The organism is Pseudomonas sp. TWR1-1-4 (assembly GCF_049897165.1).
In the GTDB taxonomy this organism is placed as follows: domain Bacteria; phylum Pseudomonadota; class Gammaproteobacteria; order Pseudomonadales; family Pseudomonadaceae; genus Aquipseudomonas; species Aquipseudomonas canadensis.
In genome coordinates this window covers 126,703-152,222 of record NZ_JAFCVS010000009.1, presented here as the reverse complement: position 1 = coordinate 152,222, position 25,520 = coordinate 126,703, and the positions used below count along the sequence as shown (strand labels likewise).

Here is a 25,520-nt window from a genome sequence, read left to right as displayed (position 1 = left end):
GCCCAGCGCGGGACAAGCCCGCTCACCACAGGGAGAGGTGTTGCCAGGCTTGGTCAGGCAAAACCGGTGTTGGCGTACGGTGGGTATTCATCCTTGCGGTCGGCGTCGGTGATCGGGCCGCCGGTGAGGCCATATTTATCCAGGGTCGGTACCAGGTTGCCAAAGAACGCGTCCTGTTGTTTTTCCCGCTTCACCACCTCGATGATCGGAAACACAAAGCTGGTCACGATGCCCAGACCGGCGGTGGCCCAACCCAGTACGCCGGCGAAGGTCCCCGCGATGGCCGCCGCATCGGCAATGCCGAACAGACCCGCGCCGCCTTCGATGATCGAGGCGACTGCCGCGCCGGTGCCCAGGGCGCCGCTGGTGAGGGAGAAACCAGCGTTGAGTTTATCCCCGGCAAACGCGCTGTTGACCCCGCTGATCAGGCCGAACACCCCGCCGATAAAGCTGCCGCTGCCGCCGACGATCTTGCCCAGGTTGCCCAGACGGTTGAGGCCGTCGGTGTTCTGCACCATTTTGCCGGTGGGGAAGTCGCCGATCCCTTGGGGTTTGTTCGGGTCGATCGGGGTGGGTTTCCAGGTCATGCCGTAGCCGGCTTCCTTGGCGTACTTGGTGCCGCCCTCGGTAATCAGGCCGGCAAACTGCATGCCCGCCGCCACTCGCCCGGCGTTATCCGCCGGGCTGTTGCCGCCCGTGGCCGAGCGCGCCGCCAGTACGCCGCCGGCCAGCAAGGCGCTGCCGATGTGCAGCAGGCCTTGTTTGTACGAATCGCTGGCGTTGAGCTTCAGCCCGTCCACGGCCTTGGGCAGTACGTCGCTGATCTTCTGGCCTTGACGGTTCACGTCCCACATCGAGCGGATCAACGAGATCACGTCCTGTGGCTTGATCTGCGCGCCCGTGGCGTCTTTGAACATCTCCGGGTCGTCGGCCATGGCTTTCTCGATGATGGCCGTGGTCTTGGCTTCGTCGAAGTTGCCATTGGCATCGCCGAACGCCCCCTTGAGCACGTCGTCGTTGGCGCCGTTGACCAAGGAGTCGGACACCGCCTGGTTGACGTACTGCTGCACCGTCGATGAGTCCTGGGCCGAGACCTTGTCACCGAGGAATTCCTTGAGCAGCTCGGCGTGGGCGGCGTACTGGCCGATGGCGGTCATCGGGTCGGCATTCGGCTGGGCGAGGGCGTCTTCCAGGTCCTTGCCGTTGAGGATGTGGTCCTTGAAGAACTGCTCGATGTCCCCGGACTTGCCGGACTTTTGCGCGATGACACTGAGGTCCACATGCCCATCGCCGCCCAATGCCAGGTCGGTGAGGGTGGCGTCGGTGCCGGCCAGGCTCAGGGCGTCCATGAGCGACGGCGGTTTGCCATCAGCCCCTTTGGTGTTCAGGGCGGTGTTGAGCACATTGCCGCTGTTGATCTGGCCGTCCTGGTAGGCCTGCAGTTCATGCTTGATCGCCGGATCGCTGTTGACGATATCGCGCATGCCGGACGCTTGGTTTTGCGAGAGGAAGGTCTTCACATCCGGGTCACTGGACAACTTGCCGATGGCGGCATCGAGCTGGTCGGTGACCTTGGATTTGGTCGGGTTGAGGTGGTATTCGGTGTCCGCCGTAATACCCGCATAAAGGTCGCCGTCGCCCACTTTGTCGCTGGCGGCCATGCGCGCGCGGGCGTCGCTGATTTCCATCATCACGGCGGCTTTGGTCTTGCCGTCGTAGTTCTCCGGGTGTTCGAGCACGTCCTTGGTCAGTTTGGAGGTGTCGACGTCGGCCACCGAGCTGCGTACCGCGGCGTTGCTGAGCATCATCAACACGCCGTGGTCGTCCTTGGGCGCCTGGTTTTCCAGCCACGCGCCGATGTTTTTCTGTTGGGTGATGCCGTCGGCCTTGGCGGTGGCGGGCAGGTCGCCGGCCATGTCGAGGGTGCGCAGCATGCCGGGGGTGGACCAATAGCCTGCGGCGCCGGTCAGCTCGGGGCTCAGGCCCGAGTCATCCTTGATCGCCTTGAGGTTGGCGGTGTTCAGGCTGCCATTGTTGGCGCGCTGATTGGGGCCCTGCATTTCCGGGCCGGCGCTGCTCACCAGGGAAATATTGGCCATGACGATGGCGGCGGACTTGGCGTTTTCCTTGGCCAGACCGGTGGCGTCTGGGTTCTTGCTGAGGAAGGTGCTGTAGGACTTCGAGGCGGCTGACAGATCCTTGTTCGATTGGCTGATGAACTTATCCACATCCGCGTGGGTAATCACCCCATCGCTTTTGCCCAGGCCGCCGCTGTCGAGGGCGTTCATCAGGCTCGGGCTGCCGGCCAGGTACTTGAGGCAGGCCTGGGCTTCGGGCGGCAGGTCGGCGGGCGGGTTGGAGAAGTCGATGGGGCGGTCGTGCAGGCCCCATTTGTCCCAGTTGTCGCTGAGCATTTTCGAGGCGGCGCGCGGACGGTCGAGATCACGCTCTTCCTGGGTTGGCGTGCCGCTGGTGTTGCCGACGATCTTGTCCCAGTCCTTGGCGCTGGCGTACTTGGAGTTGTCGATCCAGTTGGTGTCCACGGCGCCGTCGACGCCAAAGATACCGTTGGATTCTTTCACCACCGAGGCGTACAGGTCGGGGCTGATGGCCTGGGACACGATGACCTTGTCGCCGGAAGCTGTTTCGTAGCGGATCAACCCGTGGCCGAGTTCTTCCGGTGTACCCACCAGGCTCACGCTGCCGGCTTCATCGGCGCCGGCCAGGCGATAGCCTTCATTCTTGCTGTCGTTGATCAGGCCCCAGGTTTCGCCGTCGGACTTAACCTTTTCGTACAGGTCGCTGTTGGTTTCCTTACTAACGACGACCTTGTCGCCTGACAGAGTTTCGTAACGAATCATCCCTGGCCCCACTTCGTCCGCCGGGCCGATGCCTTTGTAGGTGTCCAGGCCCGGCGCGGTGTCGCCGGCCTGGGCGATGCGGTAGCCGTCGGCCTTGCTCTTGTTCAGCGCGTCCACGGCGTCGACTTTGCCGGCCATGCCGTCGAACAGGTAAGGGGTCATCTGCTTGATAATGATGATGTCCTTGCCGTCGCGGGTTTTCAGCTCCAGGACGTTGTCGGAAATCTTGGTGATGCTGGCGATGTTGGCCAGCGGCACGCCGGTGTTGCTGATGTCGGCCAGGTTCGGGTCGTCGAGGCGCTTGATCGCCTCTTGGTCGCCGGTGGCTTTGACGTCAGCGATTTTCTTGTCCTTGGTGTTGTCGGTCACCGCCAGGACTTTGAAATTACCGGGGTGGGCGGCTTCCTTGAAACCGGACACGGCGCGGGACATTGCTGCTTCAAAGGTGGCGGCGACTTTCTTCAGGGCGTCGTCATTACTGGGCGTCGTGCTACTGCCGATCTTGTAAGTTGCCATCGCGGGGTACTCTGAAAGCGGGAGAGGCCTTCAGGTTGACGACGGCGTGCGGCAGTTTTGTTGCAAAACGGCCGCCGGCGCTAAGTTCCACAACGTTTCACGGCTGTGGAAAAGTATCTGGTCAAAAAACGTACAGTTTCTTACAGGCCATACGGCTAATGGCTTTCAGGCCCTTACGCTCAAGTTATCCACAGGTGGTTCCACAGGGATTGTGGGTAACGCCCACAGTTCAATGACAACCTGATGACGTCCACACCCGTTGCGCACTGTGGTGCAGGATGCCATGGCGGCGGGCGAGGGCGGGGCGGTCCTTGCTGTAGCCACCGCCGATCACGCCCATTACCGGGATGTCGCGGCCCAGGCAGTGGCGCATCACGCTTTCATCGCGGGCGGCCACGCCCTCGTCTGTCAGCTTGAGGTAGCCGAGGGCGTCGTCCTTGTGCACATCGACGCCGGCGTCGTACAGCACCAGGTCGGGTTGGTACAGCGGCAGCAGGTAGTTGAGGGCGTCGTCCACCACCTTGAGGTAGTCGGCATCGCCCATGCCCATGGGCAGCGGGATGTCCCAGTCACTCTGGGCCTTGCGCGCGGGGAAGTTCTTTTCGCAGTGCAGCGACACGGTGATAGCGTCCGGCGTGTCTTGGAGGATGCGCGCGGTGCCATCGCCCTGGTGCACATCGCAATCGAAGATCAGCACGCGATTGACCCGGCCGCTGGCCAGCAGGTAATGGCTGATCACCGCCAGGTCATTGAAGATGCAGAAGCCTGCCGGGTAATCGTAGTGGGCGTGGTGCGTGCCGCCGGCCAGGTGGCAGGCCAGGCCGTGCTCCAGCGCTTGTTCCGCCGCGAGTATCGAACCGCCCACCGCCCGCACGGTGCGCCGGGCCAGGGCTTCGTTCCAAGGCAGGCCGAGGCGGCGCTGGTCTTCGCGGGACAATTCGCCGCCCATGTAGCGCTTGATATACCCAGCGTCATGGGCCAGGGCCAGAATCTCGGGTGGGCAGAGTTGTGGGCGCAGCAACTGGCTGTCCTCGGTCAAGCCACTGTCCACCAGGTGGTCGCGCAACAGGCGGAATTTGTCCATGGGGAAGCGGTGGTCCGCCGGGAACTCGGGGCTGTAGTCATCGTGGTAGATCAATGGCAAAGGCATAGGATTTTCTGACGGGAACCTGCGACGGATCTTAACAGCGCTGTACACTCACGCACATGGCAAGGGAGGGGACCCATGGAGCCGATACTGGAATTGGAAAGCGCACGCCTGGTGCTGCGCCAATGGCGCGACAGCGACCTGGTGGAGTTTGCGCGCATGTGCGCCGACCCGCAGGTGATGCGTTATTTCCCGGCCAAGCTGAGTCACCTGGAAAGCGCCGCGTTGATTGGCCGCATTCGCGGGCACTTCGCCGAATATGGCTTTGGCCTGTGGGCGTTGCAGCGCAAGGACACCGGGGAATTCATCGGCCTCACCGGATTGCTGAATGTCAGCTTCGAGGCCGACTTTACCCCGGCGGTTGAAATTGGCTGGCGCCTGGCCCGCGAGCACTGGGGCCTGGGCTATGCCAGCGAGGCCGCGTGGACTGCGTTGCGCTGTGGGTTTGATCGTTTGAATTTGGACGAAATCGTCGCCTTCACCACGCAAGCCAATCTGCCATCACAAAAAGTCATGCAAGCCATCGGTATGCATTACGATCCGCTGGCAGATTTTGAACACCCCAAGGTCGCAGCCGATGACCCGCTGCGCCATCATGTTTTGTACCGCATCACCCGCGCCCAATGGTTGGACACGCTGCACGGATAGGCAGCCCGGAATGCCCCGTAGATTTTAGGAGTTGCTCTATGAGCCAAGTATTGGAAGATCTGGTGGACTTGCTGACCCTGGAGCCGATCGAGGAAAACCTCTTTCGCGGCCGCAGCCAGGACCTGGGTTTTCGCCAACTGTTCGGCGGCCAAGTGCTCGGCCAGTCGTTGTCGGCTGCCAGCCAGACCGTAGAAGAAGCGCGGCACGTGCATTCCCTGCACGGTTACTTCCTGCGCCCCGGCGATGCGAAGTTGCCGGTGGTGTATTCGGTGGACCGTGTGCGTGATGGCGGCAGTTTCAGCACGCGCCGCGTGACCGCGATCCAGAAGGGCCACCCGATCTTCACGTGCACCACCTCGTTCCAGTACGACGAACAAGGCTTCGACCACCAGACCACCATGCCCGTGGTAGTGGGCCCTGAAAACCTGCCGTCGGAGCTGGAGCTGACCCAGCAACGCGCACACCTGATCCCCGAGCACATGCGCGACAAGCTGCTGTGCCCCAAGCCGATCGAAGTGCGCCCGGTCACCGAAAAAGACCCGTTCAACCCGCAGCCGTCCGACCCGGTCAAGTACGTGTGGTTCCGCGCCGATGGCGCCCTGGCCGACTCGCCGGCGCTGCATAAATACCTGCTGGCCTATGCCTCGGACTTCGGCCTGCTGACCACCTCCTTGCTGCCCCATGGCAAGACCGTGTGGCAGAAAGATATGCAAGTCGCCAGCCTTGACCATGCGCTGTGGTTCCACGCCGACCTGCGTGCCGACGACTGGTTGCTGTACGCCATGGACAGCCCATGGGCCGGCAATTCCCGTGGTTTCTCCCGTGGCAGCGTGTACAACCGTGCCGGGCAACTGGTGGCGTCGGTGACCCAGGAAGGCCTGATTCGCCATCGCAAGGATTGGGCATGAGTCTGTCGGACATCAAACACTGGGTGTTCGACATGGACGGCACCCTCACGGTCGCCGTGCATGACTTCGCGGCCATTCGCGTGGCCCTGGAGATTCCGCCCGAGGACGACATCCTCACTCACTTGGCGGCGTTGCCTGCCGATGTCGCGGCGGCCAAGCATGCCTGGTTGCTGGAGCATGAGCGCGAGTTGGCGCTGGGTTCAGTTGCGGCGCAAGGCGCAGTCGATCTGGTGCGCGAGTTGGCCGGGCGTGGTTACCGCCTGGGCATCCTGACCCGCAATGCGCGCGAGCTGGCGCACGTCACTCTGGACGCGATCGGCCTGGCGGACTGCTTTGCCATCAAGGACGTGTTGGGGCGTGATGATGCGCAACCCAAGCCCGACCCGGATGGCTTGCTGAAGCTGGCGGCCGCTTGGGACGTCGCGCCGAGTGAGATGGTGATGGTCGGCGATTACCGCTTCGACTTGGACTGTGGCCGAGCGGCGGGGGCGCGCACGGTGTTGGTGAATTTGCCGGAGAATCCTTGGCCGGAGTTGGCCGATTGGCATGCTGAGGATTGCTCGGTGTTGCGCCGGATGATTTAGATCGGTCTCTGACGATTCAATGTGGGAGCGAGCAAGCCCGCTCCCACCGTTTTATTTCCGTCAGTTATTGGACGAACAACACCCGCTGGCCTTGCGGTGACGTAAACATCCCATCCCCGTTATGCCCCACCCCCGGCACCTCGACCAACGTGTGGCTCAACTGCGGATGCCGCTGCTTGAGGTAATCAAAATAGTTGTGCCCGCGAATCAGGCGATACGCGCCCTGGGTCTCGGCTGCGCAGCTTTTATCCAGCGCCGGGTGGTTCGGATCGGTGTCTTGCTGACCCAGCAAGTAGGTGATGTTGCGTGATACATATGCCTGTTCCAGCTGCTCGGCGCTCTGCCCCTTGGCATAGGCCGGCAGGTTTTGCAGGCCGTACTTCCAGTCGTTGAAGCCTGGGCAACTGGCCGTGTCGAATTTCACCGGGCGCTGTGGGGTGAAATAGGCGTAGGAGGATGGATTGGCCACTACGTAGCGCAGGCTGATGCCTTCGGTCTGCAGGGTTGGGTGGTCGTGTCCGGTGAGCGCGAAACGCTGCACCACCTGGCCGCCGCCGGAGTGACCGGCGACCACGATTTCCTTGAGCGCCGGGAACAGCTTGCGGTTGCCTAAGTGCTTGATGATCTGGTCGAGAGCGCCATAGGAGCTGATCTGCCCCGGACCGGTGGAGGGTTCGCCGGCCATCCAGTCGTTGCCATTCCAGTGCAGCAGCTGGTTGTCCAGGTGGTTACGCTTCACGTCGGATTCATTTAGAAACTGCGGCGCAATCACCAGTGTATGGGCGGCCTGGCCCGCATGCTCGGCGGCGTCTTCACCGCTTTGCAGGTAAGTCTGCGCATTGCGCAGGCGACCATGCACGATGATCAAGGCGCGGGTGACCTGGGGCAGCGGTTTATTCCAGTCCTGGCTTAAACCCAGACTGAGGTCGCCGGCCTCCAGGTGGAAACGATCGGGACTGACTTCTTTTACGCCATGCTCTTTTACGACAGGCTCGGCGGCCAAGGCGGAACAGGTGACCAACAAACCCAGCAGCAATCCCAATCGTTTATTCATCTAAAGACTCTTGGCGGTAAAAGTGTCGCATTGAGTGATCTGGCCCTGGGCGAAGCCGGTCTTGAACCAGCGAACCCGCTGTGCCGAGGTGCCGTGGGTAAATGAGTCCGGCACCACGCGCCCCTGACCCTGTTGCTGCAAGCGGTCATCGCCGATGGCATTGGCCGCATTCAGTGCTTCTTCAATGTCGCCGGGTTCGAGCCAGTTCAGGCGCTTTTGCGCACGGTTGGCCCATACCCCGGCAAAACAGTCGGCCTGCAGCTCCTGGCGCACCAGCAGGCCGCCGTCGCCTTGCATCTGCCGGCCTTGCTGGCGCGCCGCCTGAATCTTCGAAGAGATACCCAGCAGCGTCTGCACGTGGTGCCCGACTTCGTGGGCGATCACGTAAGCCTGCGCAAAGTCTCCGGCGGCCTGGAAGCGTTGCGACATTTCCCGGAAGAAATCCAGGTCCAGGTACACCTGCTGGTCAGCCGGGCAATAAAACGGGCCGCTGGCCGAGGTGGCCCCCCCGCAGGCGGAGTTCACCCGGCCGCGGAACAGAATCAGTTTCGGGTTCTTGTACGCCAACCCGTTTTCCTGGAACACCTGGCCCCAGGTGTCTTCGGTATCGCCCAGCACCGCGCGGACAAAATCCGCTTGCTCATCGTTGGCCGGCGGCGCCTGGCGCGATTGCGTGCTCACCGACGGCGCCTGTTCCATCTGGCCGGTCAACTGGCCGAGGATCTGCAAGGGGTCCTGGCCGGTCAGCCAGCCGATGCCGACGATCAGCACAATGGCCGTCAGGCTCAGGCCCTTGCCGCCGCCAAAGCGCATACCGCCACCGCCGCCGCCACTGTCATCGCGGGCATCCACCACGTTGTCGCTGCGTCGGCCTTTTTTCCATAGCATTGGGCAATCCTCTCGGTGAACGGTCCTACATTGATTGGGAAAGAGTATGGCCGTTAATCGCGGCAATAACCTTCGCCGGTATCGACAATCAGGCAATCCTTTTTATCCGCGAACCATTTCAAACCGGTGGCTTCACCGTTGCCGGCACTCAGTTGCTGGGGGCCGTCCGGGCGGGTAAAAGCGATGCCGTCTTCGTTGGCCTCACCTTTGAAGGTGCCGGCATCATCGTCATCAAGGCCGTATTTCATGGTCAGCAGGTAGTGACCTCGGCCGATGCTGTCGTCCTTGGCGATGGTCAGGTAGAGGCCTTCGACGCCGATCCATTTGCCGACCCATTTGTCGGTGGGCGGGGTTTGCGGCACCAGGGTGGCTTGTACGGAAGCCGGCGCGGGTTTGGGCGCTTCCTTGGTTTCCTGATTGCAGGCGGTGAGCAGGGCAAGGGCAGAAAGAGCAAAGAGGATTTTTTTCATAGCAGCAAGGCCTTGGTTGAAAAGTGTACAACTGGACGGTCAACGTGCAGCGTTGGACTCGAAACCGGTGATTTAGTGCGCTGTTCGCACGGTGTTTGGTTATGCTCTTAGAGCAGGCTCCGACCCGGCTGCTAGATTACCGGGTTGAGCTCGACCGCGCGCCACACACGAGAATCCGATGACCGTCAGTACCCCTTTATCCGGCGTCAACCATCCCTTCAAGGGCATTTTGCTGATTGTTTTGGCGACGTTTCTGTTTTCCAGTCACGACGCCTTGTCCAAATACCTGGCGGGGTTCTACCCGATCGTGATGGTGGTGTGGGCGCGTTACTTGGTGCACACCTTGTTGATGGCCGGGATTTTCCTGCCGCAGTCAGGCTTGCGCGTGCTGCGCAGCAAGCGACCCGGGATGCAGGTGGTGCGGGCGCTGTGCCTGTTGGGCACCAGTCTGTTTTTTACGGCGGCGCTGCATTACATCCCGCTGGCGGAAGCCACGGCGGTGAACTTCCTCGCGCCGATCCTGGTGACGGCGCTGTCGGTGCCGCTGCTCGGTGAACACGTGACTCGTGGCCAATGGCTGGCGGTGATCTGCGGGTTTGTCGGCGTGCTGATCATCATCCACCCCGGTGGCGAACTGTTCACTCCGGCGGTGTTGCTGCCGCTGTGTTCGGCGCTGTTCTTCTGCTTCTACCAACTGCTCACGCGCATTCTCAGCCAATACGACACGCCCACCACCAGCAACTTCTTTGCTGGCCTGTGCAATACCTTGGTGATGAGTGCGATGGTGCCGTTCTTCTGGCAGATCCCCACGCTATGGCATGGCGCATTGATGCTGGCGCTGGGCACCTGTGGCATGACCGCACACTTGATGCTGACCCAGGCGTTCCGCTTCGCGGCGCCGGCCTTGCTGGCGCCGTTCGGCTATTGCCAGATCGTGTTCGCGGGGTTGTTGGGCTGGCTGGTGTTCAACCATACCCCCGATGTGACCACGGTGGTCGGCATCGGGGTGATCTGCATGAGCGGGCTGGCCGCTGCCTGGCAGCAGCGGCGTAGGTAGAGTCAGACGTCTACTTTAGGAATCTTGCGTGGCGCCATGAAGTACATCCAGGTCAGCGCAATGAAGTACATCGCCGGGATCAGGGTGAACAACACGGTGTAGTTGTTGTTGGTCACGGTCAGGATGTGGCCGACGATCTGGGTCATGAACATGCCGCCAATGGCCGCGCACATGCCGCCGAAGCCGAACACCGTGCTCATCATGTGCTTGGGGGTGTAGTCCATCACCAGGCTCCAGATGTTGGCGGTCCAGGCCTGGTGCGCACCGATCGCCAGGGAGATGGCAAACACTGCGACCCACAACTGGCTAGAGCCGGCGGCCATGATCACGCCGACGATGCAGCAGGCAAACAGCAGCATCGACAGCAGGCGCGCCTTGATCGAGTTCATGCCACGACCGATCAGGAACGACGACAGAATCCCGCCCCCCACGCTGCCGAAGTCGGCCGTCAGGTAGATGATGATCAGCGGAATACCCATTTGGGTCACGTTGATGCCCAGGTTGTATTGTTGGTTCAGGAACGGCGGCAGCCAGTACAGGTAGAACCAGAACACAGGCGCGGTCAGTGCGTAGGCGATGGCGAAGGCCCAGGTGCCGCGCATGCGCAGGATGCGGCTGAACGGTACGCCTGGTTGTTCCGGTTCGACTTGCTGTTGCACGTAGTCCAATTCGGATTGTTTAACTGTCGGATGGTCTTCCGGGTTGTAGTACTTCAAACCCCAGAACACCAGCCAGATCGCGCCAAGCGATGCCATGCACAGGAACGCTGCCTGCCAGCCCCACACGTGGAGGATCAATGGCAGCAGCATCGGCGTCATCATCGCGCCAACGTTGGTGCCGGCGTTGAAGATACCGGTGGCCACCGCACGTTCACCCGCCGGGAACCACAACCGCGTGGTCTTGACGCACGCCGGATAGTTGGCGGCTTCGGTCAACCCGAGGATAAAGCGACACACCATAAAGCCGACTGCCGAGGTCGCCAGGCCGTGGGCGCCGGTCGCCAGGCTCCACAACAGCACCGCGCAGAAGAACACGCGTTTTACGCCGACCCGGTCGATCAAGCGGCCCTGCAGCACAAAGCCGATGGCGTAGCCGACCTGGAACCAGAAGTTGATGTTGGCGTAGTCCATCGCCGTCCAGCTCATCTCCTTGGCGAGGATCGGCTGCATGACGCCCAGCGCGGCGCGGTCGATGTAATTGAGGGTGGTGGCGAAAAACACTAGGGCCAACATGCCCCAGCGCGTTTTGCCCACGGCGAGGGCGCCGCGGATCTTGTCGCCGATGCCGGCGTGCGGGGTGCCGTGGCGCGCGGCCAGGGCGGAGTTTTGCAGAGGCATGAGGTCGTACCCGTTTTTTGAAATTTTTATGGTGTGTTCTGGGTCTGTTACGTCATCGATGGTGCGCAGTGGCTAAAAAATCGTCAATTCGCCAAAGGGGCATAGTGTTCGATAATCGCACCAAAAACTAACTGGTTCGTACATTTTAATTGCTGCGGTTAGGCTAGGGGCGAATAATTTGCCATAAACAACAATTGCCGGGAGTCGCCCATGCAACGTTCCATCGCCACTGTTTCCTTGAGCGGAACCCTGCCGGAAAAGCTCGAAGCCATTGCCGCCGCCGGGTTCGATGGCGTCGAGATCTTTGAGAACGACTTGTTGTATTACGACGGCAGCCCCCGCGAAGTTAGGCAAATGTGTGCCGACCTCGGCATTGCCATCACCTTGTTCCAACCGTTCCGCGACTTTGAAGGCTGCCGCCGCGACCGCCTGGCGCGCAACCTGGAACGTGCCGAGCGCAAATTCGATTTGATGCAGGAACTGGGCACCGACCTGGTGCTGGTGTGCAGCAATGCCTCGGCCGACAGTGTGGGTGACGAGCGTATTTTGCTGGATGACCTGAGCCTGCTCGCCGAACACGCCGGCCGCCGTGGCCTGCGTATTGGCTACGAAGCGTTGGCCTGGGGCAAGCACGTGAACACTTGGCAGCAGGTCTGGAACCTGGTGCGTCAGGTCGATCACCCCAGCCTCGGCGTATTGCTCGACAGCTTTCACACCCTGTCGCTCAAAGGCGACCCGAGTGCGATTGCCGAGATCCCCGGCGACAAGATCTTCTTCGTGCAAATGGCCGACGCGCCGATCCTGGCCATGGACGTGCTGGAGTGGAGCCGGCATTTCCGCTGCTTCCCCGGCCAAGGCGAATTCGACCTGGCGGGGTTCCTCGCGCCGATCATCAAGAGTGGCTACACCGGGCCGCTGTCCCTGGAGATTTTCAACGACGGCTTCCGCGCCGCGCCGACCCGCGCGAATGCGGCGGATGGCCTGCGCTCCTTGCTGTACCTGGAAGAGAAAACCCGCGAGCGCCTGAAGCAGGAAGCCCCTGCACAGCCTGTCGAGATTCTGTTCGATACCCCGGCCGCCAGCGAGTACGACGGCATCGAGTTCCTTGAATTTGCCGTGGATGAAAGCCTCGGCGCCAAGCTGACCGTCTGGCTGGAGCGCCTGGGGTTCGTCAAGGCCGGGCAGCATCGCTCCAAGAGCGTGAGCTTGCTGCGCCAAGGTGATATCAACCTGATCCTCAACTGTGAACCCTATTCCTTCGCCCACAACTTCTTCGAGGCTCATGGACCGTCGTTGTGCGCCACGGCGATTCGGGTCAAGGACAGCGCCAAGGCCCTGGAGCGGGCGGTGGCGTACAAAGGCCAGCCGTATCGCGGCCTGGTCGGGCCCAATGAGCTGGAACTGGCGGCGGTACGTGCGCCGGATGGCAGCCTGATTTACCTGGTGGACCAGAGTGAAGGCGGCCTCTACGACACTGACTTCAACCTGCAACCTACCGCCTCATCCAGCGGCGGCTTGCTGCGCATCGACCATATGGCCATGGCGTTGCCGGCCGACAGCCTCGACAGTTGGGTGCTGTTCTACAAGAGCCTGCTGGATTTCGAAGCCGACGACGAAGTGGTGCTGCCCGACCCCTACGGTCTGGTGAAAAGCCGTGCCCTGCGCAGCCGTTGCAGCTCGATCCGCCTGCCGCTGAACATCTCCGAGAACCGCAACACCGCGATTTCCCACGCGCTGTCGAGCTATCGCGGCTCCGGCGTGCACCACATTGCCTTCGACTGCGCGGATATTTTCGCCGAGGTGCGCCGCGCCAAAGAGGCGGGTGTACCGCTGCTGGATATCCCGCTCAACTACTACGACGACCTGGCGGCGCGTTTCGATTTCGATGACGAGTTCCTCAGCGAGTTGGCGTACTACAACGTGCTGTACGACCGCGACGCCCAGGGCGGTGAGTTGTTTCATGTGTACACCGAGCCGTTCGAAGGGCGGTTTTTCTTCGAGATCATCCAGCGCAAGAACGGTTATGCCGGCTACGGCGCGGCCAATGTGGCGGTGCGTCTGGCGGCGATGGCAAAATCGCGCAGCGGTGCGGTGCGTCAGGCGCGTTTATAACGGCGGGTCAGGTGCTTTCTTTCAGGCCGCATCGCGGCCCATAATCACGGCCTGCATAACACTGGCCGTGAGCGCACCATGACCACCGAGGCACCTCGCAAGAGTCGTAAGAACAATCCGGAAAAGACCCGCGAAAACATACTCCAGGAAGCCATCGTCGAGTTTGTCCAGCAAGGTCTTTCCGGCGCTCGCGTGGACGCGATCGCCGAGCGTATCCACACGTCCAAGCGCATGATCTATTACTACTTCGGCAGCAAGGAGCAGTTGTACGTCGAGGTGCTGGAGAAACTCTACGGCGACATTCGCAACACCGAAACACGCATGAACCTCACGGCGCTGGAGCCCCGCGAGGCGATCCGGCGGCTGGTGGAATTCACTTTTGATCACCATGACCAGAACGTGGATTTCGTGCGCATCGTCAGTATCGAAAATATCCACAATGCCGAATATGTGAAGCGCACCGACACCATCAAGGCGATGAACAGCAAGATCCTTGAAGGGCTGGGCGAAACCTTGCGCCGTGGTGCCGAGCTGGGCTTGTTCCGGGAAGGGCTGGAGCCGTTGGACGTGCACCTGCTGATCAACTCGTTCAGCTTTTACCGAGTGTCCAACCGCCATACCTTCAGTGAGATTTTTCAGATCGATCTGTCGGATGAGGCGGTTAAACAGCGGCATCGGGACATGATTTGTGAGTCGGTGATGCGTTACTTGCAGGCTTGAGCAAGCCCGCTCCCACATTTTTTGATCCGGTTTCGGCAGTTAGGTATTCATGGCCTGGAAATGCGCCAACATACGCTGTGCATCCGGCACTTCCCCACTGAACAGCTCAAATGCCTTCACCGCCTGAAACACCGCCATGTTGCCGCCATCCAAGGTGCGGCAACCCAAGGCGCGGGCGTCGCGCAGCAGTTCGGTTTCCAGCGGGAAATACACGATCTCCGCCACCCACAATTCAGCGCGTAGCCAGGTGGCCGGAACGGGTGTGCCCGGCAGCTTGGCCATGCCCATCGGCGTGGTGTTGACCAAGCCATCGGCCTCGGCCAGGGCATTTTCCAGTTGATTGCCAACTTGGGCCCGACCGGCGCCGAAGCGCTGCGCAAGGTTATCCACAAGATCGCGGGCGCGGCTGATGTCCACGTCAAAAATACTCAACTGCTCCACACCTTCAGCCAGCAGCGCATGCGCCACCGCCGCGCCCGCACCACCTGCGCCCATCTGCACCACGCGTTGGCGTGCCACATCCTTCAGGTTGCGCCGAAAGCCTTCGGCGAACCCCAGGCAATCGGTGTTGTGGCCGATGCGCTTGCCGTCCTTGAACACCACGGTGTTGACCGCGCCAATCCCGCGGGCCTCGTCGGACAGTTCATCGAGCAGTGGTAGGATCGCCTGCTTGCACGGGTAGGTAATGTTCAGGCCGGTGAAGTGCATCAACTCGGCGGCGTCCAGCAAGTCGGGCAGGGCGTTGATGTCCAGGTGCAGCGGCTCAAGGTCGATCAGGCGATACAGGTAGCGCAGGCCTTGGGCGTCGCCTTCTTGCTCATGCAGGGCGGGCGTGCGCGAGGCCTGGATGCCAGCGCCGATCAGCCCGGCGAGGATACGCGGTTTCATCGGGCCGACCCTTTGAGCAATTGGCTGAAATGTTCCAGGGCCAGGTGGTAGCCGTGGCTGCCGAAGCCTGCGAGGACGGCCTTGGCAATGGGCGACACAAACGAGTGGTGCCGGAACGCTTCACGGGCATGCACGTTGGAGAGGTGTACCTCGATCACCGGCACTTCACTGGCCACCAGCGCATCGCGAATCGCCACGGAGGTGTGGGTCCAGGCTGCCGGGTTGATCACGATACCGGCGCAACGCGCGCGGGCGCCGTGAATCCAGTCGAGCAATTCGCCTTCGTGGTTGGTCTGGCGGAATTCGATTTTCAGCCCGAGCTGTTCGGCGCTGCGACCACACAGGGCGGCGACATCGGCCAGGGTTTCATAGCCGTAGGTGGCGGGCTCGCGGGTGCCGAGCAGGTTGAGATTGGGGCCGTTGAGCACCAGCACGATAGGCGACATGGGATGTATCTCCACAGTTCTTGTTAGTTGTGCAGATAAAATGTACTGGTTAGTTAATTTGGTCAATTGATGGCGACGGATGTGTTCGATTATCGAACTGTTAATCAGACCTTTCACACAAGCGGATCAGATTAGATATCAATTGAAAATCATTCTCGACAACGCTTAATATGCCCGCCTGTTTCCTTTACATTCCAGGGAGTCGGTTTGTCGGACGTGGATCTCAAGGGCCTGTTCCTCAAGCACGCCGATACCCTGCGCGGGTATCTGGCGCGCAAGGTACGGGACCCGCAGTTGGCCGCAGACCTGGTGCAGGAGAGTTTCCTGCGCCTGGCGGAAAAGCCGGCCGGCGAGCGCATCGACAACTCCCAGGGCTATCTCTATCGAACGGCGAGCAATCTGCTGATCGACCATATTCGCCAGGAAGCGCGGCGCAAGACAGACTCCGTGCCCCATGAGGCGCTGGCCGAGATTGAAGATGAAGTGGCCGGGTTGGAGGCTCAGGCAATGGCGCAGCAACAGCGACAGGCATTGAAGCAGGCACTGGCGGAATTGCCGGAACGCACCCAGCAGATTTTCCGTCTCAACCGCATCGAAGGCATGACCCACGCCCAGGTCGCCCGGCACCTGGACATCTCCGACAGCTCCGTACAAAAGCACCTGGCCAAGGCGTTGGCCTACGTAATGCAGCGCTTGCAGGACGGCGAAGTCGCGCCATCCGACGAATGAGTTACCGAAATGCGCCACTTCAGACGTCACAGCGTTACATAACGAAAAATTCGAGATTCACACGTGAATAGCCAGGGTCCGCAACAGCACAGCATTACCGAGGCGGCCGCCGAGTGGGCGGTGCGCTTGCACGCCGGTGCCCTGACCGAACAGGAGCAGGCCGAGCTGCAGCATTGGATCGCCTGCGACAGCCGCCACGAAGCGGCGTTGCGTTTTGCCGAACAGACATGGGCAGCGTTGGGCGATGTGTATAAGGAAGATCCCGTGCACCGCCAGCGCCCGTCAGTGGCGCCTGCGGCTGTGCGCCGAACCCAACGGCGCAGGCCATGGCAACGTGCGGCCGCCGTCGCGTTGGTCGTGGTGGTGGCGGGTGTTGGCTGGGTGCGCGGGCCGCAGGTGTTGCTGCGCATGCAAGCGGACTACATCACCGCCAAAGGCGAGGTGCGCACCGTGCACTTGGCCGACGGCAGCAAGGTCGAGCTGGATTCCGCCAGCGCCATCCGCCTGGACTACGACGGCGTGCAACGTCGCATCAGCCTGCTCCAGGGTTCGGCAATCTTTGACGTGGCGCCCATGGTCGGCGAGGAAACCCGGCCGTTCGTGGTGCAGAGTGCCGGTGGGCAAACCCGCGCGCTGGGCACGCGGTTTGTGGTGGAGCGTGAAGACGACAGCCAAGCGTGGGTCGGCGTGCTGGAACACAGTGTTGAGGTGTCCCTGAGCGCAACGCCGAAAAAGGGGCCGTCCGACAGGGTGGTCCAGGAAGGCCTGGCCGTACGCTACAGCCCTCAGCAAGGCATCGTCCCCTTGGACCAACTCGATGTTGCGCGCGCCACCAGTTGGCGGCGCGGTGTGTTGATCTTTGATCGCCAGCCGTTGGCCAACGTCATCGAGCAACTCAACCGCTACCGTCCCGGGCGCGTGGTGTTGGCCGACTCGGCGTTGGGCGAGCGTGAAGTCAGCGGCGTGTTCCGCCTCGATATGCTCGACACCGCCCTTGCCACACTTACCCAGGAACTCCAGGTGCAACGCCTGGACCTGGCTGGCCTCAGCCTGATCTATTGATGACCCGGTGGGGCCTGCTCCCACCGCTTGAAATCCCTCTTCCTGAAAAACTTTCAAAAACCCTTACTGACTTCCCGCGCCTCGTACGTCTTGCTAGGTGAGAAGCATTCGCATAAACAAAAAACGCTTAGCGCAGGGAACAACAGAAATGTCAGCACTCAACAAGGGGCGTATCACCGTTAGCCGGTTAGCCCTGGCCATCCACTTGGGCCTGTTCGCCGTTGCGGCCCCGGTGTACGCCGCGCAACCTCAGGCGAAGGCTGCACAACCGGCCGTGCTGATGATCGATATCCCTGCGCAATCCTTGGGCAGTGCGGTGCTGGCGTTCGCCGACCAGGCCGGCCTGCAAGTGCTGTTCGACAGCCAGCGTCTGGAAGGCTTGCAGAGTACGGCGGTGAAAGGGCAGTACAGCATGCAGGAAGGCTTGGCGCGTTTGTTGGGCAATGCACCGGTGGAGTACCGCTTCAACGGCGAGCGCCAAGTCACCCTGACCCGCGTTGAGCAGAGCGGCGCCGCCTTGGCGCTGGGAACCACCACGATCACCGGCCTGCACCCCAACGACTGGGTGTATTCATCGCCCCGCTCGGTGAGTGTGGTCGGGCGCGAGCAATTGGATCGAAACCCGCCCCGGCACGCCGCTGAAATGCTGGAGGAGGCACCGGGCGTCTACTCGGCGGTCAGCCAGCAAGACCCTGGTTTGTCGGTGAATATTCGCGGCATTCAGGACTACGGCAGGGTCAACATGTCGGTGGACGGCATGCGCCAGAACTATCAGCAAAGTGGCCACCAGCAACGCAACGGCACGCTGTATGTCGACCCGGAGTTGCTGTCTGAAGTGGTGATCGAGAAGGGCGCCACTTCGACGATGGGTGGGGCGGGAGTGATCGGCGGGGTCGCCAACTTTCGCACCGTGGAAGCGGCGGACCTGCTCAAGGGCGGCAAGGAAATCGGCGGGCGTATCCGCTTGACCACAGGGCTGGGCGGGCGCAGCAACGGCACGCACTTTATCGGCAGCTCGGCGTTTGCCGTGGGCACCGACGTGTGGGACATGTTGGTGGCGGCCAGTGAGCGCCACCTCGGTGACTATAAGCCCGGCACCAAGGGCAGCATTGGCGAGCTGCGCACCGGCAGTTCCTTCCTGCCGGCCAGTGAAGACCGGATCAAGCATTCCACTGTGGAATACACTGGTTCGGTCATGCGTTCGCGACTGCTCAAGCTGGGTCTCAACTTGCCGGTGGATCAGCGTTTGCAACTGAGCTACCTGACCACCGAAGTCGGCTACGACGACGTCAACATGATGACCGCCGAAAAAGCCCAGCTCTGGGAGAAGCTCGGCAGCAGCAATGTCACGGCACAGAACTTCGCGCTGGACTACAGCTACACGCCGGACAACCCGCTGATCGATTTCAAGGCCAAGCTGTATTACGTCGATACCCGCAATGATCAAACCACGCTGACCCGTGGCAGCAGCAAGGGCTACGACGTCACTTACCAGACCAACACCTATGGTTTCCAGGCGCAGAATATTTCGACCTTTGCCTTGAGCGAACTGTCCGTGATCAAGGTCAACTATGGCCTGGAGTTTTTCTACGACAAGGTCCGCCCGGACTCCAACCAAATGGTGGCCGCCGACTCGGCCGTGACGGCCTCGGCGGCGGAAAGCATCACGCCCAGGGGCGACCGGGCGATGGGCAGCCTGTTCACTCGCCTGGACTACGACTACGACAATTGGCTGAACCTCAACGCCGGGTTGCGCTACGACCGCTATCGTCTGCGGGGCGAAACCGGTTTGAACACCCGTACGTTCATCATTGGCACCACGCGGCAGGTTGGCTTGCCCATGACGTATGACGTGGATCGGGAAGAGGGGCATTTTTCGCCGACCTTCGGCCTGTCGATCAAGCCCGGCGTGGACTGGCTGCAACTCTTTGCCACGTACGGCAAGGGCTGGCGCCCGCCGGCAGTCACCGAATCGTTGGTCAGCGGTCGGCCCCATGGCGGGGGCTCCGAGTCGATCTTCCCCAACCCCTACTTGAAGCCTGAGACGTCCACGTCCTGGGAGGTTGGCTTCAATGTATTGAAGGAGGACCTGCTGTTCTCCGAAGACCGTGTGGGCATGAAAGTGTCCTACTTCAACACCCGCGTGGACGACTTTTCCTATATGGCCCTGGGGGTGCAGCCGCCGGGTTATGGCATCGCCAATATCGGCAATGCGGCGTATGTGAATAACCTGGAGACCACCCGTTTTCGCGGCCTTGAATACCAGTTGGATTACGACGCCGGGTTCGCCTACGGCCAGTTCAACTACACGCGCATGCTCGGCAGCAATAAATTCTGCAGCAAGACCGCGTGGCTGGGCGGTGTGACCAAGATCCAGAAAGGGCCCGGCAGCCGGGCGCCAGTCACTGCGATGGTGCCCGACGATGTGGCCAATGCGGGGCAGAGCTGCAGTGCGATCCTGGGCTCCTCCGAGCACATGCCGATGGACCGCGGCACTGCGACGCTGGGCGCGCGCTTCCTTGAGCGTAAGTTGGATGTGGGCGTTCGCGCTCGCTATAGCGGCGGTTACTACGTCAAAGGCGGCGCGGGTGTGACCACCTCGCAAACCGGCGTTTACCCGGCCGACTGGAAGCCCTACACCGTCTATGACCTCTACAGCAGCTACCGCGCCACCGACCAGTTGACCCTGCGCCTGGCCATGGAAAACGTCACCGACCGCGCCTACCTGGTGCCGTTGGGCGACGTGTTGGCCTTCACCCTGGGGCGTGGGCGCACCTTGCAGGGCACCGTTGAATATCAGTTCTGACCGATTTTGCCCAGTGACGGGCAAAACCACAGCAGGCAGTGGCTTGCTGTGGAGATACCACCCCATGACTTGGAGTTTTGCATGAGCATTTCTATTTCATACAGCACGGCCTACGCCACTAACACCGTTGCCCAGTACCTGAGCGACTGGTCGGCTTACTTTGGTGACCTGAACCACCGTGAGGGTTCGGTTAAAGAAGGTTCGAACACTGGTGGTTTCAATCCTGGCCCGTTCGACGGCACCCAATACGGTGTGTCGAGCACTGTCAGCAACGCGGCAGTGGTTGCTAACGGTGACCTGCATTACACCTTGTTCAATCCGCCGTCGCACACCTTGTGGGGTTCGATCGACTCCCTGGACCTGGGCACTGTCCTGACGGGCGGTGCGGCCGGCGGTACCTACAGCCTCGCCGAGCAGGAAGTCAGCTTCACCAACCTGGGCCTGTCGAGCCTGCAATCCGAAGGCCGTGACGGCCAGGTGCACAAAATCGTGTACGGCCTGATGAGCGGCGACAGCTCGGCACTGGCGTCGGCGATCGACTCCCTGCTCAAGGACATCGACCCGAGCCTGTCGATCAACTCGACGTTCGACCAACTGGCGGCTGCCGGTGTGGCCCATGTGGATTCGGCTGCGGTCGCAGCGTCCGATGTGGCGCTGGTGGGCGTGCAAGATGTGCCTCAGGACTTCGCCCTGGCCGCTTAAGCAAAAAAGCGAATGGCAGATCGCTCTCCCATTCGCCGTTTTACACACCGCTGTCGCCAAGCCTTCTAACTCTTCAGCGACGGCGGTGCCGAATTCTGCGCAGCGTCGCTTTGCCTGTCAACGCAGCGGCGCTGCCCGCTCAACCCCATGAGAATCCCCAGATGCGCCACGCCGGCAACGAAACCCTGGCCACCCTCACGGCCTATAAAAGTGGCTTCTTCAACATCGGCCTGTTCTCGGCGGTGATCAACCTGCTGATGCTCGCTCCGGCGCTGTACATGTTGCAGGTGTACGACCGGGTGCTGGCCTCGGGCAATGAGATGACCCTGTTGATGCTGACGCTGATGATCCTCGGCCTGTTCGGCCTGATGGGCGCGTTGGAGTGGGTGCGCAGCCAGGTGGTGATCCGCCTCGGTACGCAGATGGACATGCGCTTGAACCAGCGGGTGTACGACGCCGCGTTCGAAGCGCAACTCAAGGGCGGCACCCAGGCGGCGGGCCAGGCGTTGCATGACCTGACCACGCTGCGCCAGTTCGCCACCGGCCAGGCGTTGTTCGCGTTCTTCGATGCACCTTGGTTTCCGGTGTACCTGCTGGTGATTTTTCTGTTCCATCCCTGGCTCGGTGTGTTGGCGCTGGTCGGCGCGCTGCTATTGATCGTGCTGGCATGGGTCAACCACCACGTCAGCCAGGCGCCGATGGCCTTGGCCAGCCAACTGTCCATCAGCGCCAGCCAGCAGGCCACGGCCAACCTGCGTAATGCCGACACCATCGAAGCCATGGGCATGCTCGCCACGTTGCGTGCGCGTTGGTTCGGCCAGCATCAGGCGTTTTTGGCGCAGCAGAACCTGGCGAGTGAGAAGACCGCCACCGTTACCGCGTGGTCCAAGGGCGTGCGCCTGGCGTTGCAATCCCTGGTGCTGGGCCTGGGCGCCCTGCTGGCAGTGCAGGGCGAAATCACGCCGGGGATGATGATTGCTGGCTCGATCCTGATGGGCCGCGTGCTGAGCCCTATCGACCAGTTGATCGGCGTGTGGAAACAGTGGGGTTCGGCGCGCCTGGCCTTCGATCGGTTGTCGCAGATGCTGGCGGCGAATCCCGCGCGCCCGCAGCGCATGGCGCTGCCGGTGCCCAAAGGCCAACTGAGCGTCGAACAAATCAGCGCCTGTGCCCCCGGCAGCCGTCGGCCCGCGCTGGCCAATCTGGGCTTTAATCTGGCCGCCGGCGAAGTCCTGGGCGTGATCGGGCCGTCGGGCTGCGGCAAATCAACCCTGGCGCGGATACTGGTAGGCGCTTGGGCGCCCCTGGCCGGCAAGGTGCGGCTGGACGGTGCCGATCTGGCCTTGTGGGATAAGCAGCAATTGGGCCCGCACATCGGCTATCTGCCTCAAGACATCCAGCTATTCGCCGGCAGCATCGCGGAAAACATCGCGCGGTTTGCTGAGGTCGATGCGGATAAAGTCCTCGCGGCTGCACAAATGGCTGGCGTGCATGAGCTGATCCTGCAACTGCCCCAAGGCTATGACACGCAATTGGGAGAGGGCGGCGCCGGGCTGTCCGGTGGCCAGAAGCAACGCGTCGCGCTGGCCCGTGCGCTGTACGGCCTGCCCGCGCTGCTCGTGCTGGATGAGCCCAACGCCAACCTTGATGAAGTCGGCGAGCAAGCTCTGCTCCAAGCGATCATCCAGCTCAAGCAGCAGCGCCGAACAGTGATCCTGATCACCCACAAACCCAACGTACTGACGCTGACCGACCAGTTGCTGATCCTCAAGGAAGGTCAGCTGCAGGCCTTCGGGCCGACGGCGCGTGTGCTGGAGGCACGGCAGAAACCGGCAACGCCCAAACCGGTATCGACCATGAGCATGAGCTACCGCCTCGGTGAAGGAAAACAGGCATGAACCAGAGCAAACCTGTGTTGGTCAGCGACGCACCAAGCAACGTGCTGGCGCTGGATGACAAAAAGTACTCGCGCCTGGGCTGGCTGTTGGTACTCGGCGGTTTTGCCGGCTTCCTCGGCTGGGCCGCGCTGGCACCGTTGGACAAGGGCGTGGCAGTGCCGGGCAAGGTCATGGTGTCGGGGCATCGCAAGACCGTGCAGCACCCCGCCGGGGGCATCGTCGAGCGTATCGACGTGCGCGACGGTGACGTGGTTAGCGCGGGCCAGGTGCTGTTGCGCTTGAAGGAAACCCCGTTGCGCGGGCAGATGCAGTCCCTGCGCAGCCAGTACCTGGCGTCCCTGGCCAGCGAGGCGCGCTTGAGTGCCGAAAGTGAAGGGTTGTCGGCGATCACCTTCGGCCCCGAATTGCTCAACGATCCGGAGGCGGCGGCCACCCTGAGCCTGCAACGGCAGTTGTTCAATAGCCGCGCCCAGGCCTTGGCCACCGAGCAACAAGGCCTGCGTGAAACCATCGCCGGGGCCGAGTCGCAACTGCGGGGCACGCGGGATTCGCAAGCAAGCAAAGTCCAGCAGCGCGCGGCGTTGAATGAGCAACTGCAGGGCCTGCGTGAGTTGGCGCGCGAGGGGTACATTCCACGTAATCGCCTGCTCGACAGTGAGCGACTCTACTCACAGATCGACGGCGCCATCGCCGAGGACTACGGTCGCATCGGCCAACTGCAACGCCAGGTGATGGAACTGCGCCTGCGCATCCGCCAGCTCGGCGAAGACTTTCAGAAAGACCTGCGCGGCCAGTTGGCCGAGACCCGCACCCGCAGCGATGACCTGCGCAATCGCCTGGCGTCGGCCGAGTTCGAATTGGCCAACAGCCTGGTGCGTGCGCCCGCAAGCGGCGTGGTGGTGGGGTTGGACGTGTACACCGAAGGCGGCGTGATCAAGCCCGGTCAGGCGCTGATGGACATCGTGCCCCAGGGCGAGCCCTTGCTGGTGGAGGCGCGGGTGCCGGTGCAGATGGTCGACAAGGTGCACCCCGGCCTGCCGGTGGAACTGATGTTCTCGGCCTTCAACCAGTCCACCACACCTCGGGTGGCCGGCGAGGTGACATTGGTCTCGGCGGACCGCCAGGTCGATGAGCGCACCGACGAGCCCTATTACACGCTGCGCGCCCAAGTCAGCGCGGCCGGCATGCAGCAATTGGACGGCGTGCAGATCCGCCCGGGCATGCCGGTGGAAACCTTCGTCAAGACCGGCGAGCGCTCGATGCTCAACTACCTGTTCAAACCCCTGATGGATCGCACTCATATGGCCCTGGTGGAAGAATGAAGGCGCTGTTGTTGACCTTGTGTTTCGGTTGTTCCTCGGCGGCGCACGCCCTGGGTTTGCTGGATGCCTACGACTTGGCCCTGCGCAATGATCCGACGTTTCAGGCCGCGATACAGGAGCGTGAAGGCGGTGAAGAAAACCGTGCGATCGGTCGGGCCGCGTTGTTGCCGAACTTGTCGTGGAGCTATAACAACTCGCGCAACGAGTCCGAAGTGACGGCGGGAGATGTCAAAAGCGACCGTGATTACCGCAGTTATGCGTCGACCCTGACCTTGCAGCAACCGCTGCTGGATTACGAAGCCTACGCGCGTTTTCGTCAGGGCACCGCCCAGGCGTTGATGGCCGACGAGCGCTTTCGCGGCAAGAGCCAGGAACTGGCGGTGCGGGTGCTCAATGCTTACAGCCAGGCGTTGCTGGCCCAGGAGCGTATCGAGTTGAGCCGTGCACAGAAACGCGCGTATGCCGAGCGCCTGCAACTCAATGACCGCCTGCTCAAAGGCGGCGAAGGCACGCGCACCGATGTGCTGGAAACTCAGGCGCGGCTGAGCCTGGCCCAGGCCGAAGAAATCGAATCGCAAGACGCCCAGGACAGTGCCCTGCGCGAGCTGGAAGCCATTGTCGGCCAACCGCTGCAAATCGAAGAACTGGCGCCGCTGACGCGCCAATTCGAGATTGCGCCCCTGGAGCCCAATCGTTTCGAGACCTGGCGTGAACTGGCCATGGCCAACAACCCTGAACTCAAATCCCAGCACCACGCCTTGGACGTGGCCTCCTATGAAGTGGAGCGCAAACGCGCTGGTCACCTGCCCAAGGTCAGCCTGTACGCCACCAGCCGCCAGACCAACTCCGACTCGGAAAGCAGCTACAACCAAAAGTACGACACCAACACCGTCGGCATCCAGGTCAGCCTGCCGCTGTTTGCCGGTGGCGGCGTATCGGCCTCCACGCGGCAGGCGGCGAACCAGCTGTCCCAGGCCCAGTACGAGCTGGACGCGCAAACCTCGGCCACGCTGGTGGAGTTGCGCAAACAGTTCAACCTCAACACCAGCGGCGCGGCCAAAGTGCGTGCTTATGAAATGGCCGTCAGCTCTGCTACGGCTTTAGTCGCTGCGACGAAAAAGAGTGTGGCCGGCGGTGAGCGGGTCAACCTCGACGTGCTCGACGCAGAACAACAACTCTTCACCGCCCGCCGCGACCTGGCAAACGCGCGACATGCGTATCTGCTGGCGAGGATCCAGCTGAAGTATTACGCGGGGTTGCTGAGCGAGCAGGACTTGCGGGCCTTGGCGGGGTATTTCCAGCCTTCGGCATGAGTGGTTACAACCCGGCATTCGCCGGGTTTTTTGTGCTTACTAATCTGTGAAT

21 protein-coding genes are annotated in these 25,520 nt (G+C 61.8%); 13 read left to right on the top strand and 8 right to left on the bottom strand.

All coding sequences use genetic code 11. The features are described 5' to 3' along the window. Nucleotides 1–53: 53 nt before the first annotated feature. A complete protein-coding gene (locus ACP7C6_RS27370; protein ID WP_426109498.1) occupies nt 54–3,377 on the bottom strand; it encodes a type III effector HrpK domain-containing protein in 3,324 nt (1,107 codons plus the stop codon). 229 nt (nt 3,378–3,606) lie between these two features. Beyond that, nucleotides 3,607–4,527, bottom strand: a complete 921-nt coding sequence (locus ACP7C6_RS27365) for a histone deacetylase family protein (RefSeq protein WP_426109497.1) — start codon at nt 4,525–4,527, stop codon at nt 3,607–3,609. A gap of 75 nt (nt 4,528–4,602) precedes the next feature. Between ACP7C6_RS27365 and ACP7C6_RS27360 the strand changes: the two genes are divergently transcribed. From ACP7C6_RS27360 to ACP7C6_RS27350, 3 genes are read left to right on the top strand one after another with little or no spacing between them, the layout of a single operon-like run. Then, nucleotides 4,603–5,172, top strand: coding sequence for a GNAT family N-acetyltransferase (locus ACP7C6_RS27360; protein ID WP_426109496.1), 570 nt, complete (start codon nt 4,603–4,605; stop codon nt 5,170–5,172). 38 nt (nt 5,173–5,210) lie between these two features. Further along, nucleotides 5,211–6,080, top strand: coding sequence for an acyl-CoA thioesterase II (tesB, locus tag ACP7C6_RS27355; protein ID WP_016976734.1), 870 nt, complete (start codon nt 5,211–5,213; stop codon nt 6,078–6,080). Continuing rightward, complete coding sequence (locus ACP7C6_RS27350; protein ID WP_068931995.1) at nt 6,077–6,664, top strand: HAD family hydrolase; 588 nt, start codon at nt 6,077–6,079, stop codon at nt 6,662–6,664. The genes tesB and ACP7C6_RS27350 overlap by 4 nt, the downstream gene beginning before the upstream one ends. Nucleotides 6,665–6,728: 64 nt before the next feature. On the opposite strand, the gene ACP7C6_RS27345 is transcribed toward ACP7C6_RS27350, so the two are convergent. From ACP7C6_RS27345 to ACP7C6_RS27335, 3 genes are read right to left on the bottom strand one after another with little or no spacing between them, the layout of a single operon-like run. Continuing rightward, the gene (locus ACP7C6_RS27345) at nt 6,729–7,718 is read right to left on the bottom strand and encodes a hypothetical protein (RefSeq protein WP_028618039.1); all 990 of its coding nucleotides are present in this window, start codon (nt 7,716–7,718) and stop codon (nt 6,729–6,731) included. Further along, nucleotides 7,719–8,606, bottom strand: a complete 888-nt coding sequence (gene ypfJ / locus ACP7C6_RS27340) for a KPN_02809 family neutral zinc metallopeptidase (protein WP_068931993.1) — start codon at nt 8,604–8,606, stop codon at nt 7,719–7,721. A 53-nt stretch (nt 8,607–8,659) separates the two neighbouring features. Continuing rightward, nucleotides 8,660–9,076, bottom strand: coding sequence for a lipoprotein (locus tag ACP7C6_RS27335; RefSeq protein ID WP_311893854.1), 417 nt, complete (start codon nt 9,074–9,076; stop codon nt 8,660–8,662). A gap of 178 nt (nt 9,077–9,254) precedes the next feature. On the opposite strand from ACP7C6_RS27335, the gene ACP7C6_RS27330 reads away from it, so the two are divergent. Beyond that, nucleotides 9,255–10,133, top strand: coding sequence for a DMT family transporter (locus ACP7C6_RS27330; protein ID WP_016976739.1), 879 nt, complete (start codon nt 9,255–9,257; stop codon nt 10,131–10,133). 2 nt (nt 10,134–10,135) lie between these two features. Here ACP7C6_RS27330 and ACP7C6_RS27325 read toward each other — a convergent pair whose 3' ends face one another. Further along, nucleotides 10,136–11,470, bottom strand: coding sequence for an MFS transporter (locus tag ACP7C6_RS27325; RefSeq protein ID WP_028618036.1), 1,335 nt, complete (start codon nt 11,468–11,470; stop codon nt 10,136–10,138). Nucleotides 11,471–11,680: 210 nt separating this feature from the next. Between ACP7C6_RS27325 and quiC the strand changes: the two genes are divergently transcribed. Continuing rightward, nucleotides 11,681–13,582, top strand: a complete 1,902-nt coding sequence (gene quiC / locus ACP7C6_RS27320; RefSeq protein ID WP_028618035.1) for a 3-dehydroshikimate dehydratase QuiC — start codon at nt 11,681–11,683, stop codon at nt 13,580–13,582. A gap of 78 nt (nt 13,583–13,660) precedes the next feature. After that, nucleotides 13,661–14,302: a TetR/AcrR family transcriptional regulator gene (locus ACP7C6_RS27315; RefSeq protein ID WP_028618034.1), complete on the top strand. Its 642-nt coding sequence runs from the start codon at nt 13,661–13,663 to the stop codon at nt 14,300–14,302. A 39-nt stretch (nt 14,303–14,341) separates the two neighbouring features. Here ACP7C6_RS27315 and ACP7C6_RS27310 read toward each other — a convergent pair whose 3' ends face one another. Together ACP7C6_RS27310 and aroQ are read right to left on the bottom strand one after the other, a co-directional pair. After that, on the bottom strand, nt 14,342–15,190 hold the full coding sequence (locus ACP7C6_RS27310; protein ID WP_028618033.1) for a shikimate dehydrogenase: 849 nt from the start codon (nt 15,188–15,190) through the stop codon (nt 14,342–14,344). After that, nucleotides 15,187–15,636, bottom strand: a complete 450-nt coding sequence (gene aroQ / locus ACP7C6_RS27305; RefSeq protein WP_028618032.1) for a type II 3-dehydroquinate dehydratase — start codon at nt 15,634–15,636, stop codon at nt 15,187–15,189. The genes ACP7C6_RS27310 and aroQ overlap by 4 nt, the downstream gene beginning before the upstream one ends. Before the next feature lie 207 nt (nt 15,637–15,843). Between aroQ and ACP7C6_RS27300 the strand changes: the two genes are divergently transcribed. From ACP7C6_RS27300 to ACP7C6_RS27270, 7 genes are all read left to right on the top strand, one after another. After that, nucleotides 15,844–16,365, top strand: coding sequence for an RNA polymerase sigma factor (locus ACP7C6_RS27300; protein ID WP_028618031.1), 522 nt, complete (start codon nt 15,844–15,846; stop codon nt 16,363–16,365). A 63-nt stretch (nt 16,366–16,428) separates the two neighbouring features. Then, the gene (locus ACP7C6_RS27295) at nt 16,429–17,427 is read left to right on the top strand and encodes a FecR family protein (protein ID WP_068931989.1); all 999 of its coding nucleotides are present in this window, start codon (nt 16,429–16,431) and stop codon (nt 17,425–17,427) included. A 148-nt stretch (nt 17,428–17,575) separates the two neighbouring features. Continuing rightward, on the top strand, nt 17,576–20,233 hold the full coding sequence (locus ACP7C6_RS27290) for a TonB-dependent hemoglobin/transferrin/lactoferrin family receptor (protein ID WP_426109495.1): 2,658 nt from the start codon (nt 17,576–17,578) through the stop codon (nt 20,231–20,233). 81 nt (nt 20,234–20,314) lie between these two features. Then, entirely contained in the window at nt 20,315–20,935 is a 621-nt protein-coding gene (locus ACP7C6_RS27285) for a heme acquisition protein HasA (protein WP_028618028.1), read from the top strand. A 161-nt stretch (nt 20,936–21,096) separates the two neighbouring features. Next, nucleotides 21,097–22,833, top strand: a complete 1,737-nt coding sequence (locus ACP7C6_RS27280; protein WP_426109494.1) for a type I secretion system permease/ATPase — start codon at nt 21,097–21,099, stop codon at nt 22,831–22,833. Then, entirely contained in the window at nt 22,830–24,155 is a 1,326-nt protein-coding gene (locus tag ACP7C6_RS27275; RefSeq protein WP_068931986.1) for an HlyD family type I secretion periplasmic adaptor subunit, read from the top strand. The genes ACP7C6_RS27280 and ACP7C6_RS27275 overlap by 4 nt, the downstream gene beginning before the upstream one ends. Next, a complete protein-coding gene (locus ACP7C6_RS27270; protein ID WP_122683612.1) occupies nt 24,152–25,468 on the top strand; it encodes a TolC family outer membrane protein in 1,317 nt (438 codons plus the stop codon). Before ACP7C6_RS27275 ends, ACP7C6_RS27270 begins: the two co-directional genes overlap by 4 nt. Nucleotides 25,469–25,520: the final 52 nt, after the last annotated feature.

Coding starts and splice junctions, on each gene's coding strand:
- ACP7C6_RS27370 (WP_426109498.1), bottom strand. CDS start 3,377: ATGGCAACTTACAAGATCGGCAGTAGCACGACGCCCAGTAATGACGAC.
- ACP7C6_RS27310 (WP_028618033.1), bottom strand. CDS start 15,190: ATGAAACCGCGTATCCTCGCCGGGCTGATCGGCGCTGGCATCCAGGCC.
- ACP7C6_RS27330 (WP_016976739.1), top strand. CDS start 9,255: ATGACCGTCAGTACCCCTTTATCCGGCGTCAACCATCCCTTCAAGGGC.
- quiC (WP_028618035.1), top strand. CDS start 11,681: ATGCAACGTTCCATCGCCACTGTTTCCTTGAGCGGAACCCTGCCGGAA.
- tesB (WP_016976734.1), top strand. CDS start 5,211: ATGAGCCAAGTATTGGAAGATCTGGTGGACTTGCTGACCCTGGAGCCG.
- ypfJ (WP_068931993.1), bottom strand. CDS start 8,606: ATGCTATGGAAAAAAGGCCGACGCAGCGACAACGTGGTGGATGCCCGC.
- ACP7C6_RS27345 (WP_028618039.1), bottom strand. CDS start 7,718: ATGAATAAACGATTGGGATTGCTGCTGGGTTTGTTGGTCACCTGTTCC.
- ACP7C6_RS27285 (WP_028618028.1), top strand. CDS start 20,315: ATGAGCATTTCTATTTCATACAGCACGGCCTACGCCACTAACACCGTT.
- ACP7C6_RS27275 (WP_068931986.1), top strand. CDS start 22,830: ATGAACCAGAGCAAACCTGTGTTGGTCAGCGACGCACCAAGCAACGTG.
- ACP7C6_RS27280 (WP_426109494.1), top strand. CDS start 21,097: ATGCGCCACGCCGGCAACGAAACCCTGGCCACCCTCACGGCCTATAAA.
- ACP7C6_RS27365 (WP_426109497.1), bottom strand. CDS start 4,527: ATGCCTTTGCCATTGATCTACCACGATGACTACAGCCCCGAGTTCCCG.
- ACP7C6_RS27270 (WP_122683612.1), top strand. CDS start 24,152: ATGAAGGCGCTGTTGTTGACCTTGTGTTTCGGTTGTTCCTCGGCGGCG.
- ACP7C6_RS27315 (WP_028618034.1), top strand. CDS start 13,661: ATGACCACCGAGGCACCTCGCAAGAGTCGTAAGAACAATCCGGAAAAG.
- ACP7C6_RS27325 (WP_028618036.1), bottom strand. CDS start 11,470: ATGCCTCTGCAAAACTCCGCCCTGGCCGCGCGCCACGGCACCCCGCAC.
- ACP7C6_RS27335 (WP_311893854.1), bottom strand. CDS start 9,076: ATGAAAAAAATCCTCTTTGCTCTTTCTGCCCTTGCCCTGCTCACCGCC.
- ACP7C6_RS27360 (WP_426109496.1), top strand. CDS start 4,603: ATGGAGCCGATACTGGAATTGGAAAGCGCACGCCTGGTGCTGCGCCAA.
- ACP7C6_RS27350 (WP_068931995.1), top strand. CDS start 6,077: ATGAGTCTGTCGGACATCAAACACTGGGTGTTCGACATGGACGGCACC.
- aroQ (WP_028618032.1), bottom strand. CDS start 15,636: ATGTCGCCTATCGTGCTGGTGCTCAACGGCCCCAATCTCAACCTGCTC.
- ACP7C6_RS27290 (WP_426109495.1), top strand. CDS start 17,576: ATGTCAGCACTCAACAAGGGGCGTATCACCGTTAGCCGGTTAGCCCTG.